The organism is Kitasatospora sp. NPDC057965 (genome assembly GCF_042887135.1).
Taxonomy (GTDB): domain Bacteria; phylum Actinomycetota; class Actinomycetes; order Streptomycetales; family Streptomycetaceae; genus Kitasatospora.
On sequence record NZ_JBHVPZ010000021.1, the window covers coordinates 95,899 to 110,218 of the forward strand.

Here is a 14,320-nt window from a genome sequence, read left to right on the forward strand (position 1 = left end):
GAGCGGCGAACCGTGGTGCTCATTCAGTACCCCCCGGCTATCTGCCGCGATGTGCGGCCGAGCCGCCTCGGCCGACTCGTCCCGCCCGCGCCGGGCCGGGGCGTGACCGCCCGCCCGTGCCCGTCGGCGGATGTTGGCTCCCGCTTTGACCAGTTCACTCCGGACATCCCTCCAGGTCGGAAGCTTCGGCACGCACGGCGTCAGACCTCCGTGTACGCACCGGGATCAGGGCAGTGGGGACCTGATCTTGAGACGGGAGTAAAGCACCGAATCATTGAAACTTGTCGTATATGCGCACAAGTTATCCACGTGTCTGTTTTGAGAGGTTGATCCGACATCGGCCCACAGCCGCCCGCAGCACTTCGCCCCGCCGAGCTCCGGCTCGGCGGGGCGAAGTGCTGCGGGCCGGGGGAGTGGGAAGTCGGATCGGCCGACTTCCCACGCCGCAAACGGCCGTCAGGGCAGGTCGAGGACGTCGCCCAGGCGGCGGTGGCGGGTGGTGCGGGCGGTGAGGCGGGTGGGTTCGGGGGTAGCGGTGAGGGTGGCCAGGGTGGTGGCGACGGCGTGGCCGAGGCGGGCGCAGAAGGGGGCGGGCTCGTCGGCGGCGTCGGGGAGTTCGGCGATCACGGTGTCGACCAGGCCGACGGCGGCCAGGTCGTGGGCGGTGATGCCCTGGGAGCGGGCCAGGTCGGGCGCGTGGGTACCGTCACGGTGGACGATGGCGGAGGCGCCTTCCGGGGGGAGCGGGGCGAGCCAGGCGTTGGCGGCGGCGAGGACGTGGTCGGCGGGGAGCAGGGCCAGCGCGCCGCCGCCGGAGCCCTGGCCGAGCAGGACGGCGAGCACGGGCGTCCGCAGGGAGAGCAGGGTGGTGAGGCAGTGGGCGATCTCGACGGCCACGCCGTCCAGTTCGGCCTGGACGGAGAGCTCGGCGCCCGCCGTGTCGACCACGGTGACGAGCGGCAGGCCGAGCTGCTCGGCGAGGCGGGCGGTGCGGCGGACTGCGCGCAGGTCGGCGGCGGTGAAGGGACGTTCCCGGGTGCCGGCCCGGCGTTCCTGGCCGACGACCACGGCGGGCTGCCCGCCCAGCACGGCGAGTGCGCGGACGAGGGCGCCGTCGCGGCCGCCGGGGGAGTCGAGCAGGACCAGCTCCTCGGTGGTGCGGCGCAGCAGCTCCCGGGTGCCCGGACGGTCGGGGCGGCGGGTGCTGAGGACGGCCTGCCAGGCATCGGGGCGCTCGGCGGGCTCCGTGCGGGGAGAGGCGGGGGAAGGGGCCGGCAGCGGTTGACGGGTCAGGATGGACAGCGCGCGGCGCAGCACCTCGCGCAGTTCCTCGGGCGCCACCACCGCGTCGACCAGGCCGCGTTCGGCGAGCGTCTCGGCGCGCTGCACCTCGGGCGGAAGCCCGACGCCCCGCAGCTCCTCGTACACCCGCGGGCCGAGGAAGCCGAGCCGTGCGCCGGGCTCGGCGAGGACCAGCTGCCCGAGGGTGCCCCAGGAGGCGAACACCCCGCCCATGGTGGGATTGCGCAGGTAGGTGACGTACGGCAGGCCCGCGGCCCGGTGGGCCTGCACGGCGGCGGTGATCCGCAGCATGCAGAGGAAGGCGGCGGACCCCTCCTGCATCCGCGTGCCGCCGGAGACCGGGAGGGCGACCAGCGGGAGGCGTTCGGCGGTGGCCCGCTCCACGGCGCGGGTGATCCGTTCGGCGGTGGCCACGCCGATGGAGCCGCCGAGGAAGCCGAACTCGGAGGCGACCAGGGCCACCGGTTCCCCGCCGATCCGGCCGAGGCCGGTGACCACCGCCTCGTCCACGCCGGTGCGCTCCCGCGCCCGGGTGAGGCTCGCCCGGTAGCCGGGGTCGGCGGGCTCGGCGGTGCCCGGTTCGTCCCAGCTCCGGTAGCTGCCGGGGTCGACCAGCAGCCCGATCAGCTGGTGTGCCGTCAGGGAAACGCTCATCTGCTCCACCCCATCGCCCGATCCGGGTCCGCGCCGAGGAAGATCACCCTAGGCGGACGGCAGGGCGCGGAGGCGGATTGGGCGGCGGGTGTGAGGAGGTCGACAGCCTGGGGGCGACAGGTCGAGGCGCGGCTCGGCCCGAGGACAGGGCGGCGGACCACCACCGGCCCCGGGCGCGGCAGGCGTCCGCGGCCGTCCAGTCGGCCTTGCGCACCGGTCCCCCGCGTCCTCGCAGGTCACCGCCGCCTCGCCCGGACCCCGCCGCCACCTGTTCTTCCACCGGTGGCCCCCCGGCCACCGTCCCGCCGGGCGCGCCGCCGCCGCTCCGGCCGGCCCGGCGGGGACCGCCCGGGTTGCTAGGGTCGGGGCATGGCAGCGAGCAGGACGAACGGCACCGGCGGCCCCACCGGGGCGAACCCCCCGGCGCGGTTGCGGCGCGACGCGCAGCGCAACCGCGACCTGCTGCTCGCCACCGCCCGCGACCTCTTCGCCGCGCACGGGCTGGACGTACCGCTCGACCAGATCGCCAAGGAGGCGGGCGTCGGCAACGCCACGCTCTACCGGCACTTCCCGACCCGTGAGGCGCTGATCGGCGAGGTCTTCGCGGACGCCGCCCACCTGCTCGACGAGGCCGGGGCCGAGGCGCTCGCCACCGAGGACGCCTGGAGCGCCATCGAACGCTACTTCGCGCGGATCTTCGAACTGGTCGCCGCCGACCGGGGCATCAACGACCTGGTCACCCAGGCCATCCCGGCCGTCCCCGGGATGATCGAGATCAGCCGCCGCAACGCCGTGACGGTCGGCACGCTGGTCGCCCGCGCGCAGGAGCAGGGAACCCTGCGCACCGACGTCGTCACCATGGACCTGCTGTTCATGCTCGGCCCGCTCTGCCGCGCCCTGCCCGCCGCCGCAGACCTGCGCCCCGACCTGTGGCGCCGCTACCTCGCCCTGCTGCTCGACGGCTTCCGCACCCGCGCCACCCACCCGCTGCCCGTCCCGCCGATCGGCGAGGAGCACCTGGACCGGATGTTCGCCGACCTCTGGGAGGCCGACGGGCCGGGCACCGCGCCGGGTGCCGGGCCGGGCACCGCCTGACCGGAGTCCACCGCGCGTCAGGAACCCGTACGGACCGGGCCCGTGCGCGTCAGAGCTGCGTCAACGAACCGCCCGCCCCCCTCCGCCACGGCTTGGCTGGACCCGACGACACCAGCCACCACCCGTGAGGACGGACAGCACCATGGCGGACGAGCAGCCGACAGACCTCCCCGGCACACCCCGTTGCCCCGAGGACGACGGCCGCGGCCGCGTCGTGGTCGGGGTCAGCGGCTCGCTCGGCAGCCTCGCCGCCCTGCACCGCGCCGTCGCCGAGGCCCGCCGCCTCGACGCCGAGGTCCTCGCCGTGCACTGCTGGACCCCGGTCGGCGGCGAGTTCGGCTACCGCCGCTCACCCTGCCCGCCGCTGCTGACCGCCTGCCGCGAGGCCGCCGCCACCCGGCTGCACGACGCCCTCGACCAGGCCTTCGCCGGCGCCGGGGCGGGCGTCCGGCTGCGCGCCGTCGCCGTCCGCGGCGAGACCGGGCAGGCCCTGGTGCGCTGCGCCGACCGGCCGGACGACCTGCTCGTGCTCGGCGCGGGCGGGCGGGGCGCCCTCGCCCGCGTCCTGCACCCGTCGATCACCGCCTACTGCACGCGGCACGCCACCTGCGCGGTCCTCGCCGTCCCCAAACCGCCGCTCCAGCGCGAACTGGAGGCCCTGCGGCGCCACCCCGGCACCCGCCTGACGGTGACGGCGTGACCGCCCGCCTCGCCCCCTCGGCGGCGCTCGCCGTCGCCCTCACCGCCTCCGCCGCGCTGCTCCCCGTCCTCGCCGTCCTCGGCGAACTCCGTCCCACCTGGGTGGCCCTCACCGCCTACACCGCCCTCGCCGCCGCCGTCGGCCGCCACTCCCACCCGGCGGCCGCCCCGCTGATCGGCCTCGCCGGCTGGCTCTTCCACAACGGCTTCGTCGAACACCGCCACGGCACCCTCGCCCTCACCGACCCCGCCGCCGAGGCCGCCCACCTCCTGCTCCTCACCGCCGCCGCCCTCGCCTTCGCGCTGCGCGCCGCAGCCCGGCGCGGACCTCGCCGCGACCGCGCGGTTCCCCGGCGACACGGGCGGGTGACGGTCGATCCGAAGCCCGACCGGGTTCCCCTATGATGTGTCAACTCGACGACGCTCACATGAGGATGGGGACTCGGTGTTTGAGCAGCGCAAGGACGCGGACACGACCGTCGGTGCGGTGGGGGAGGGTGTGCACACCCTCGACTTCCTGGTCTCGATCGACGACACCGGGCAGTCGTCCACGGTCGGAGAGAAGGGCCTGTTCGGTCGTCGGGACGGCGCGGCGGGCGAGGCCTCGGTCCGCAGCATCCCGGTCGAGGTCCTCCGGGCGAACCTCCAGCGCACCGTCGACGGTCTCCAGGCCGTGCTCGGCGAGATCCGGGTCCCGGACGGCGGCATGCCGCTCAAGCAGGCCCAGATCGCCTTCGAGGTCACCGCGAGCGGAGGGATCACCCTGGTCGGCACCTCGGCCCAGGTGGCGGCGAAGGGCGCCATCACGCTGACCTTCGGGTCCTGACCGGGCGGCCCGCTGCGCACACGATGAACGGATCCTTCCGGGCCCTGCTGATCGGCGTGCCCGAGTACCGCGACAAGGCGATCCCCGATCTGCCCTTCGTCACCGACGACATGGCCGAGCTGGCGGGCGCGTTGACGTCGGCCGGCTACGACGTGGCCGTCCACGAGCCCGGCGAGACGGACCGGGAGAGCATCGACGCGGCGATCGAGGGCTTCTTCCAGAGCGCGGCGGAGGGGGACACCCTCCTGCTGTGCCTGAGCGGACACGGAGTCCACCACGGCGACGTGGACTACCTCGTGCCCAAGGGAGCCCGCACGAGCGCCCACGACTTCCCCGGCAAGTGCCTGTCCCTCGACTTCGGCCCCTACGTCGAGCGCAGCCTCGCCGGCGACGTCGTGGTCTTCGTCGACGCCTGCCGGGAGGGCATCACGCTCAAGGAGATGTCCGTCACCAACGCCCACCGCTGGTCCGAGACGGACGTGAAACGGATCGGGGAGCGGCACTACGGCTACGTCTACGCCTGCTCGAAGGGGGAGTCGGCGCAGTTCTTCGCGGACGAGGGCGCGGCCTTCAGCTTCTTCTCGCGGGCCCTCAGCGCGGTGGTGGCGGACGAGGGCGGTCCCCGCACCCTGGCCGAGCTGTCCGGCCCCCTCCAGCGCGAGCTGGACCGGCTGACCGTCGCGCACAGGGCCGCGCCGCAGCGGATCCGGATCAGGACCGAGACCGGTCTCGACGACTTCGTGCTGTTCGAGCGCCCGGACCGCGGCAGCACCGGCCCGGACGGTGTGCACCCGTGGGTCAGGCTGGCCAGGGAGCACCCCGCCTGGACGCTGGCCGGCGGCGGCCAGGGAGCCGAGGCGATGAGCGGGACGGCCGCCGTGCTGGTCGCGGGACTGGCCCGGGAGGCCGATCGCGACGGGCGGGCGTTGAGCGAGGACCCCTGGTTCCGCACCGACCTGGCGGAGCGGATGACCGTCCGGCTGGGCTGGCTGCTGTCGAAGGTGCTCGGCAGGGACAAGCCGGCGCTCTCACCGGCCGAGGCGCTGCTCCTGGTGGTCGTGCCCTTCCTGTACGTGGCCTGCGCGAACCGGGCGGCGGTCCGCGCCCTGCCGGTCGTGCCGGGCGACCTCGCGCCGGCCGCGAACCCCTCCGAACCGCGGTCGGCCTACGAGCAGTTCGCCGTCGGCCGGTCGCGGCAGGTCCGCCGGGCGGCCCAGGCCGTCCGGGACGGTGACCGCGCCGGGGCGGCCGGCATCGGCTGGTGGGTGTTCCGCCAGTGGCTGGCCCACAAGCCGGGCGGGCACTACGAGGAGATCCTGGACGAACTGTGCGGGCCGGTCGACCGGTTGACCGAGGGGGTCGAGACCGAGGTCGACCGCCGCCTGGTGCACGAGCTGTTCGGACTCGACACGCTCACGACCCTGTTGCGGTCGCTCCGGACCGCCTACGACCCGAGCGCGGTCCGTCCGGTGCGTCAACTGGTCGGATCCACCACGGCGGAACAGCAGCTGCGGGAGCAGCTGTTGATCGCGCTGCTGGCGGTGGCGCACCACCTCGCCATCGACCCCTTGCGGCTGCCGGACGTGGTGGTGGACCACCTCGGCATCCGCCTCGACGCGGTCGACCTGGCCGAGCTGCACCTGACCGTCCAGGGGGCCGGCTGGGAGGAGCGCGGCCGGACCAGGGTGCTCTCCGCCGCCTGCCACCACCCGGCGGTGGGGCTGGCCCTGCGGGAACAGGCCGCCGCGCTGGACGCCCTGTTGCGGACGATCGACACCCAGGCGGCCGACGATCCTCAGCTCGCCCCGCTCCAGCTCCTGCCGACGCACGCGACCGCCGACCGCGTCCGCGCCGCCGTCGACGCACGGAACAGGCCGGTCTACGAGGCGACCGACCTGCGGTTCCGGCTCGCCGACGACCGGATCCAGGAGCTCCTCATGGGCGAACAGCTCTACGGGGACCCGGCCCTGGCGATCCGGGAGCTGTACCAGAACGCGCTCGACGCCTGCCGTTACCGAGACGCCCGGACCCGGTACCTGCGCAAGCAGCGCCCGAACCTCCGGAAGTGGTCGGGGCGGATCGGCTTCGTGCAGGGGGTGGACGAGGACGGCCGCGCGTACATCGAATGCCGCGACAACGGCATCGGCATGGGCACGCGTGAGCTGCGCGAGGTGTTCTCGCACGCGGGCGTGCGTTTCGCGGAGCTCCCCGAGTTCATCGACGAGCAGGCGGCTTGGCGTGCCGAGGGCATCGACTTCCACCCCAACAGTCGCTTCGGCATCGGGGTGCTGAGCTACTTCATGATCGCCGATGACATCCGGGTGACCACCTGTCGGCTCGACCGCGAGGGCCACCCGGGGAACCGGCTGGAGGTGCACATCGCGGGCCCGGGTTCGCTGTTCCGGATCCGTGACCTCGGGCGCGACTACGACGCCGGAACCATCGTGCGCCTCTACCTCCGCAATCCCGACACCGCGCCTTCCTGCACCGACCTGTTGCGGCGGCTGCTCTGGCGCTCCCAGTACACCGTGACGGCGCAGGACGGCGAGACCGACCTGCACTGGAAGCCGGACGAGCTCTCCCCGGTGGCGCCGTTGGGCGCGCAGGATCCCTACCGGCGGGAGGCGGAGCGTGTACCCAAGGTCCGGGTCGACGCCACGGACCGGCCCGACGTCTGGTGGGTGGGAAGCGGCGGGGGCGTCCTGGCGGACGGCCTCTGGGTCGGCCTGCCCCTCTTCGGAGTCGTTGTCGATCTCAGCGGGAAGAAGACGCCCCGGCTCACCGTCGACCGGCGGGAGACGCTGTCGTACGACACCGGATGGGTGTCGGAGCTCCTGCACCGGCAGATCCCGGCACTGCTGCGGCCCGGCGCCGAGGTGCTGGACCACGGGTGGTTGTCCGAACTGGTGCGCCACCTACCGGGGCTGGCCGATGCCGTGGCCGCCGAGGCGGCGGCCCGCAGTTTCGCCCTGGGGTCCTCGCGCGGGCCTTCGGGGGACAGCGCCGTCGTCGGCTGCTTCCCCTCGGACGCGGACCTCGTCCGGACGGACGCGTCGGGTCTGCCCGCCTTCCGAACCCCTCGGACCATACCCGCCTACGTCGTCGAATGGCGGGCGCTGGCCTGGGCCGCGGCCGGAACGTTCGCCGATGTCGCGGTGACCGGGGACGGGCCCGCCGTCCTCGCCCGTCCGTCCGACCACTACCTGCTCAACCAGGCAGCCCGTGCGCCTCGTGGCCGCGTGACTCCCGGGGACGACACCGATCCCCGGGACCGCTGGTTGGAGCGTGACGTCCCCGTCCCGGCCGGGCATGTGCTCGACGTGGCCGCCTGGCTGGGGCGTCCGACCTCGGCCGTGCTGGCGAGGCTCGCGGAGTTCGGCCTGCGGGGAGCCGCCGGGGCCGCCCTGCCGGAGGAGGCGGACCCCGACGACCTGCTGATCCTCAGCGAGCGGCTCGATCGCACCTGGCCGTGGTTGAAGCACTCGGGGCCGGTGTCCGTGCAGCACGTGCTGCGGTGTGCCGGCCGGTTGGGGTGGGCGCCGGCGGCGGTGGTGGAGCGGTTGGCCGGATTCGGGTTCACGCTGGGGGACGGTGTGGTGGTTCCGGAGACCGTCGAGACCGCGGACCTGGTGCTGGTGAGCCGGGACCTCGACGCGGTGGCTCCGTGGCTGACGGCCGCCACGGGGGTCACCCCCGGCCATGTCCTCAAGGCCGCGGAACTCCTCGGACGGTCGCCGACGGCGGTGGTGACGCGCCTGTCGGAGCTGGGATTCCCCCTCTCCGAAGGCGTGGTCCTCCCGGAGGCCGTGGAGCCCGAGGACCTGATCATCTGGACCGAGGACGGAAGTTGGCGCGCGCCGGACCTCGGCGGCCAGCTGTGGTTGGGGCACGCGCTGATGGTCGCCGGCTGGTTGGGGTGGGCGCCGGCGGCGGTGGTGGAGCGGTTGGCCGGGTTCGGGTTGACGCTGCCGGACGGTGCGGTGGTTCCCGAGGCCGTACAGGCCGACGACCTGGTGCTCGTGAGCCGGGACCTCGACGGGCTCGGGCCGTGGCTGAGCTACTCGGTGGCGGTGTCCATCGGCCATGTCCTGGCGGCGGCCGAGCGGTTGGGCTGGTCGCCGCCGGCGGTCGCGGCGCGTCTGACGGAGCTCGGGCTCACCCTGCCGGACGGCGCGGTCGTTCCGGATTGCGTCGAGCCCGAGGACCTGATCCTCCTGAGCAGTGGACTCAACTTCGCCGGGCCCTGGCTGGACCCCCTGGAACCGCTTCAGCTGAAGCACGTCATGGACGCCGCCCTGCGACTGCGCAGGGAACCCCGGAGCGTGGCGGCCCGACTTGCCGACCTCGGGCATCGACTGCCCGCCGGCGTCACGGTGCCGGCTTCGGCCGATCCGCTCAGCCTGTCCGTCCTCGACGAGGAGATCGGCCAGCGGGTGGGCCGGCCGACGTCCGGTGGGGTCGTGTCGCACGGGCAGGTGCTCCGTGCGGCACACCGGGCGAAGTGTTCGCCGGCGGTGGTGCAGGCGCGGCTGAAGGAGCTCGGTTTCAGCCTGGAGCTGGAGGTGGACGGGGCGCTTCCCGAGACGGTCACGGCCGAGGACGTCGAGATGATTCGACCGGACCCGCAATCCAGCGCCCGGTGGCTGGACCCCCGGGTGCCCGTCGGGCTGGCGCACGTCCTGCAGGCCAGCGGGGGGAAGACGAGCCCGGCCGTCGTCGCCGCGCGACTGGAGGCGCTCGGTTTCACCCTCGCCACCGGGGTCCGGTACACGAGGCCCGACGGTGCGCGGGAGGGCCGCCGTCCCGACGAGCCCGCGCGGTCGGAGCAGGTGCTCTGACCTGGTAGTGTTCTTCGTGTCGCGAGGGAGATGATTCCTCGTCAGGCGTCAGTGGTGCTACCAGAGCACGTCCCACTTTCAGTGGGGAGAGTCCGTGCGACCCGGGCCTGGCGCTCCAAGTCGGAGGGGCCCGGCACCTGTTCGTTCAGGTGCCGGGCCCCTCCGCTTTTCGTTCCTCCGTCAGCGGAGCCCGCCGAGAACGGCCTCCGGGTCGGTGGGCGACAGCGGGGCGGCGTCGGGTGAGCCGGTGGCCCCGGTGGCGGCCTTGGCGGTCGGCGGCGGGGTCACGTAGACCGGGTCGGGTTCGGCACCGGCGGCGCAGGTCTTGGCGATCCGGCCCTTGCCGCTCGGCAGGCTGCCGTCGCGGAGGTAGGCGGTGAAGGTGTCGTCCAGACAGGCGTTGCCGCGGAACAGGATCCCGTGGAAGCTGCCGCCGTCCTGGACGACGAGCTTGGCGTTGGGCAGTGCGTCGCGCATGGCGAGCCCGCCCTCGTACGGGGTGGCGCCGTCCTCGGTGGACTGGAAGAGCAGGGCGGGCGGCAGGCCCTTCCCGGTGATCTTCAGTCGGCCGGCCCGGTTGCCCTCGTGCGGCCAGAACATGCAGGCGGCATTGTACCACATGTTGTTGTAGGTGTAGAACGGCGCGACGGCGTTGACCTCGGCCTGGTCCTTCTTCCAGTACTCCCAGTCGCGGGGCCAGGCGTTCTCGTTGCACTGGACCGCGTTGTACGCGGGGAAGGAGCCGTCGTTCCCGCTGGGCGCCGCGTAGCGGTTGTAGGCGATGGCGAGCGGCCGGGTGTCGTGCCGGGTCACGTACGCGGAGATCACCGTGGCCATCCGGGGCCAGCGCAGGAAGTTGTAGCCGCCGCCGTAGAAGGTGTCCTCGAACTCGGCCGGCCCGATCTTCCCGGGGGCCGGGGCGGCGTCCAGCGGGTCGGTCCGCAGGGCGGCCTCGACCTGGTCGTAGGCCCGCTTCACGTCGGCCGGGTCGGTGCCGAGGTGGTAGACGGAGTCGGCCTTGGCGGTCCAGGCCGCGAAGGCGTCGAAGCGGCGCTGGTGCTCCTTGTCCTGGAGCTTGTTGTGCTCGTACCAGGAGATGGTGGGCCCGACGATGCTGTCGTACACCATCCGGCGCACCCGCGAGGGGAACAGCTGCCCGTAGGTCGAGCCGAGCGTGGTGCCCCAGGATGCGCCGTAGAAGTTGATCTTCGGCTCGCCGAGCGCCCGCCGGATGCTGTCCATGTCGCGCGCGTTGTCGACGGTGGTCATGTGCGGGAGCAGCCAGGACCACTCCGCGGCGCAGTCGGAGGCGTAGCCGGCGGCCTTCTTCAGCCAGGCCTTCGCGGAGCCCTGGCTCACCTGGTAGTCGGGGCGCTCGGCCTCGAAGTAGTGGGCGTCGCAGACGACATGGGGCTCGCTGCCGTTGGTCCCGCGCGGGTCGAAGCCGATCCAGTCGTAGGTGGACGCGACGTCGGCCGGGACCTGCCCGGCGATGGAGACGGGCATCCAGAGTCCGGAGCCCCCGGGGCCGCCGGGGTTGAGCAGGATCGGCCCCTGGCGCTTCTCCTTCGGCGCGGTGGCCGGGAGACGGTTCAGCTTGATCTTGATCTTGCGTCCGCGCGGGTCGGAGTAGTCCACCGGCACGTCGAGCATCGCGCACTGGAGCGCGGGCGTGGCCGGGTCCCCGCAGGAGCTCCATGCCAGCGTTCCCTGTCCGGTGTCGGCCAGCACGCTCTCGGCGTCGATCCCTCCGCTCCCGGGCTCGGCCCCGACGGCGACGGCGCCGCCGAGGACGGCGATGGCGGTGGCGGTGGACAGTAAGGTGATGATTTTTCTCATGGGAAGCATGATGTGATATGTGCAATGTCACAGCCATTCAACTGACACGACGTTATGAAGCTGTGACGGCGGCGGGGTTCGGTGGCGGCGACCGTTCGTGGTCCGGCGCACCCGCTCCGGCCTGGTAGTGTTCCTCCTGTTGCGAGAGAGACGATCTCTCGTCAGGCGTCAGTGGTGCTACCAGAGCACGTCCCACTTTCAGTGGGGAGAGTCCGTGCAACCCGGGCCTGGCGCTCCGAGGCCGAACGGGCCCGGTACCCGAGTTCACGGGTGCCGGGCCCGTTCGCATGTCACCCGGGGTTTTCCCGTGGTTCGGGCAGGTGTTCCGAGCTGGTAGTGTTCTTCCTGTCGCGAGGGAGATGATTCCTCGTCAGGCGTCAGTGGTGCTACCAGAGCACGTCCCACTTTCAGTGGGGAGAGTCCGTGCAACCCGGGCCTGGCGCTCCGAGGTCGGAAGGGCCCGGCACCTGTTCGTTCAGGTGCCGGGCCCTTCCGCGTGTCACGGGACCGGGCGGTCGGAGCCGAGTTCGCGGGAGATGCGCAGGCCGACCTGGGCGACGATCGGGCCGAGGGCGCGGACGCGGGCGGCGGTCATCCGGGAGGTGAGGCCGGACACCGAGAGTGCGGCGGTCACCTCGCCGGTGTGGTCGAAGATCGGGGCGGCGACGCAGCGGACCTCGGGCTCGTTCTCGCGGTCGTCGATCGAGTAGCCGCGGGCGCGGATGCGGGCGAGGTCGGCGCGCAGGTGGGTCTCGTCGGAGATGGTCCAGGCGGTGACCGGGCGCAGGCCGGCGGCGACGACCTCGGTGACGGCCTCCTCGGGGAGCCAGGCGAGGATCGCCTTCCCCGTCGCGGTGCAGTAGGCGGGGGCCCGGCTGCCGACCCGGGAGGCCATCCGCACATTGGTCTCGTCCTCGACCTTGTCCAGGTAGACGATGCCCGGTGCCTGCCAGACGGTGAGGTGGACGGTCTCGCCGGCCTCGCGCTGGAGGCGGCGCAGGTGCTCGGCGGCGACGCTGCGCAGGTCGAGGGTGGTGAGATAGGCCTGGCCGAGGCGCAGCGAGCCGTGGCCGAGCCGGAACCAGCCGGTCTCCCGGTCGCGGTCGAGCAGGTGCTCGTCCAGAAGCGGGCCGGTCAGCCGCAGCACGGTCGACTTGTTGAGGTCGAGCGCCTCGGCGAGCTGGGCGAGCGGGACGCCGCGCCCGTCGCCGTGGTCGCGGACGTAGCCGAGGACGGACAGCGCCCGGCGCAGCGAGGAGGACTGGTTGCGCTCGCCCGCCGCCTTCTTCGGTTTCGCGGTGGTGGAGGTGGCCGAGCTGGCCTCCTGTTCCGTCATCGGTCCCGTTCCCCTCTCGTTCCGCCGCCGGACGGCAGCGGTTGTCGAACCGTACCCCGTTCGGGGGTGGCCGCCGCTTTTTCGATACAGCGTTGTGCAGTGCAAAACTTCGCGAACCGGGTCTTGTTGGGCGCGAGCGCCCGCGCCTAACGTCCCTGGCATCGAGCAGGCGACGCAGCCCACCCGAGCGGTCGCTCTGCCGTACCCGCGTTGCACCACCCCCACATCCACGCGTTCACGTACGCACCCATCACCGGCCCCGGTCAGGGCCTGCTTCGACGTGCCCGTCCCCAGCGGCGCGCGTCTCGGCGGCAGCTGTCGGGAGGGGAGGCTCCACACCCATGCGCATCGTCAGACGGACCACCGCGGCCGCCGTTCTCGCCGCCACCTGCCTCGCTGCCGCCGCCTGCTCGCCCGGCACCGCCGTGCCGGCCGGCGACAAGGCCGCCGACGACAAGACCGGCACGCTGCAGGTCTGGCTGTACAACGAGGCCGGCAACGCCGCGAAGGAGGCGGTGATCAGCAAGGCGGTCACCGAGTTCCAGGCCTCCCACCAGGGCGTCACCGTGAACGTCAGCTACATCGACACCGACGCCTCGGCCCGTGCCGCCAAGATGAAGGGCGCGTTCAACGACCCGAACAGCGCCCCGGACCTGGTCGAGTTCGGCAACACCGACCTGCCCGGCTACGTCGCGGCCGGCGGTCTCGCCGAGATCGGCGCCGACCTCGACAAGTGGAAGGACAAGGGCGACCTCGACCCGGCGATCGCCAAGACCGCCGTGCTCGACGGCAAGACCTACGGCCTGCCGTGGTGGGTCGGTGTGCGCGCGCTGTACTACCGCACCGACATGTTCACCGAGGCGGGCCTGGCCGCGCCGACCTCCTACGCCGACCTGGTCGCCGCCACCGAGAAGATCCACTCCGCGCACCCGGACACCTTCGGCATCGCGGTCGGCGGCAAGTACACCTTCGGCGCGCTGCCCTTCGTCTGGGACGCGGGCGGCGACATCGCCGTCAAGGAGGGCGACAAGTTCAAGGCGGCGATCAGCTCGCCCGCCTCGCAGGCCGGCCTCAAGCGCTACACGGACCTGTTCAACGAGAACGGCTGCCCGGTCCAGCAGTGCGCCGACCTCACCGGCGGCAAGACCGTCGACCTCTTCGCGGCCGGCAAGGCGGCGATGGCGATCCTGCCGAACTCCAGCCGCAGCAAGGTGGACGCGGGCGCGGCCAAGGACAAGTACGCGGTCGTCCCGCTGCCCGGCGAGAAGGCCGGCTCGATCGCCCCGGCGTTCGCCGGCGGCAACAACCTCGGTGTGATGAAGGCGGCGAAGCACCGCACCCTGGCCGTGGAGTTCGCCGAGCTGCTGGCGAGCCCGGCGTACCAGGAGCAGATGTACGACGCCATGGGCAACCTGCCGACGCTGAAGTCGGTCAACACCAAGGTCGCCGCCAAGGACGCCTTCCTCAAGCCCTTCACCGACACCATCGCGGCCGGCACCAAGTTCGTGCCGCTGGACCAGGCCTGGGCGCAGATCGACGCGCAGGCCGTCATTCCGACGATGCTCCAGCAGGTCGTCACGGGCAAGGCGGACGTCGCGAAGGCCTCGGGCGACGCCGCCACCCAGATCACCTCGGCCTTCGCCGCCCACTGAGCGAAGGCCCAGCAGGTCCAGGTCGACAGCCCAGGCCGGCTGAACCCGGGTCCGGCGGTGGCTCCCCGCCGCCGGACCC

The 14,320-nt window shown here is 73.0% G+C and carries 9 protein-coding genes; 6 read left to right on the plus strand and 3 right to left on the minus strand.

Annotated features, from left to right (window positions below):
• Nucleotides 1–456: 456 nt before the first annotated feature.
• Nucleotides 457–1,956: a carboxyl transferase domain-containing protein gene (locus tag ACFVVU_RS26125; RefSeq protein WP_387792518.1), complete on the minus strand. Its 1,500-nt coding sequence runs from the start codon at nucleotides 1,954–1,956 to the stop codon at nucleotides 457–459.
• 369 nt (nucleotides 1,957–2,325) lie between these two features.
• On the opposite strand from ACFVVU_RS26125, the gene ACFVVU_RS26130 reads away from it, so the two are divergent.
• From ACFVVU_RS26130 to ACFVVU_RS26150, 5 genes are all read left to right on the plus strand, one after another.
• The gene (locus tag ACFVVU_RS26130) at nucleotides 2,326–3,051 is read left to right on the plus strand and encodes a TetR/AcrR family transcriptional regulator (RefSeq protein ID WP_387792520.1); all 726 of its coding nucleotides are present in this window, start codon (nucleotides 2,326–2,328) and stop codon (nucleotides 3,049–3,051) included.
• Nucleotides 3,052–3,175: 124 nt separating this feature from the next.
• Nucleotides 3,176–3,751, plus strand: a complete 576-nt coding sequence (locus tag ACFVVU_RS26135; protein ID WP_380683563.1) for a universal stress protein — start codon at nucleotides 3,176–3,178, stop codon at nucleotides 3,749–3,751.
• The gene (locus ACFVVU_RS26140) at nucleotides 3,748–4,155 is read left to right on the plus strand and encodes a hypothetical protein (protein ID WP_387792522.1); all 408 of its coding nucleotides are present in this window, start codon (nucleotides 3,748–3,750) and stop codon (nucleotides 4,153–4,155) included. The genes ACFVVU_RS26135 and ACFVVU_RS26140 overlap by 4 nt, the downstream gene beginning before the upstream one ends.
• Before the next feature lie 40 nt (nucleotides 4,156–4,195).
• Complete coding sequence (locus ACFVVU_RS26145; protein WP_380683565.1) at nucleotides 4,196–4,576, plus strand: hypothetical protein; 381 nt, start codon at nucleotides 4,196–4,198, stop codon at nucleotides 4,574–4,576.
• 23 nt (nucleotides 4,577–4,599) lie between these two features.
• Nucleotides 4,600–9,414: a caspase family protein gene (locus ACFVVU_RS26150; RefSeq protein WP_387792523.1), complete on the plus strand. Its 4,815-nt coding sequence runs from the start codon at nucleotides 4,600–4,602 to the stop codon at nucleotides 9,412–9,414.
• 180 nt (nucleotides 9,415–9,594) lie between these two features.
• Here the strand turns inward: ACFVVU_RS26150 and ACFVVU_RS26155 are convergent, their stop codons facing one another.
• Together ACFVVU_RS26155 and ACFVVU_RS26160 are read right to left on the minus strand one after the other, a co-directional pair.
• Entirely contained in the window at nucleotides 9,595–11,253 is a 1,659-nt protein-coding gene (locus tag ACFVVU_RS26155; RefSeq protein WP_387792525.1) for an alpha/beta hydrolase, read from the minus strand.
• Nucleotides 11,254–11,752: 499 nt separating this feature from the next.
• Nucleotides 11,753–12,589, minus strand: a complete 837-nt coding sequence (locus tag ACFVVU_RS26160; RefSeq protein ID WP_355368848.1) for an IclR family transcriptional regulator — start codon at nucleotides 12,587–12,589, stop codon at nucleotides 11,753–11,755.
• Nucleotides 12,590–12,930: 341 nt separating this feature from the next.
• Here ACFVVU_RS26160 and ACFVVU_RS26165 point away from each other — a divergent pair, with 341 nt between their 5' ends.
• Nucleotides 12,931–14,241, plus strand: a complete 1,311-nt coding sequence (locus ACFVVU_RS26165) for an extracellular solute-binding protein (RefSeq protein WP_380688662.1) — start codon at nucleotides 12,931–12,933, stop codon at nucleotides 14,239–14,241.
• Nucleotides 14,242–14,320: the final 79 nt, after the last annotated feature.

Coding starts and splice junctions, on each gene's coding strand:
- ACFVVU_RS26125 (WP_387792518.1), bottom strand. CDS start 1,956: ATGAGCGTTTCCCTGACGGCACACCAGCTGATCGGGCTGCTGGTCGAC.
- ACFVVU_RS26130 (WP_387792520.1), top strand. CDS start 2,326: ATGGCAGCGAGCAGGACGAACGGCACCGGCGGCCCCACCGGGGCGAAC.
- ACFVVU_RS26150 (WP_387792523.1), top strand. CDS start 4,600: ATGAACGGATCCTTCCGGGCCCTGCTGATCGGCGTGCCCGAGTACCGC.
- ACFVVU_RS26155 (WP_387792525.1), bottom strand. CDS start 11,253: ATGAGAAAAATCATCACCTTACTGTCCACCGCCACCGCCATCGCCGTC.
- ACFVVU_RS26160 (WP_355368848.1), bottom strand. CDS start 12,589: ATGACGGAACAGGAGGCCAGCTCGGCCACCTCCACCACCGCGAAACCG.
- ACFVVU_RS26165 (WP_380688662.1), top strand. CDS start 12,931: ATGCGCATCGTCAGACGGACCACCGCGGCCGCCGTTCTCGCCGCCACC.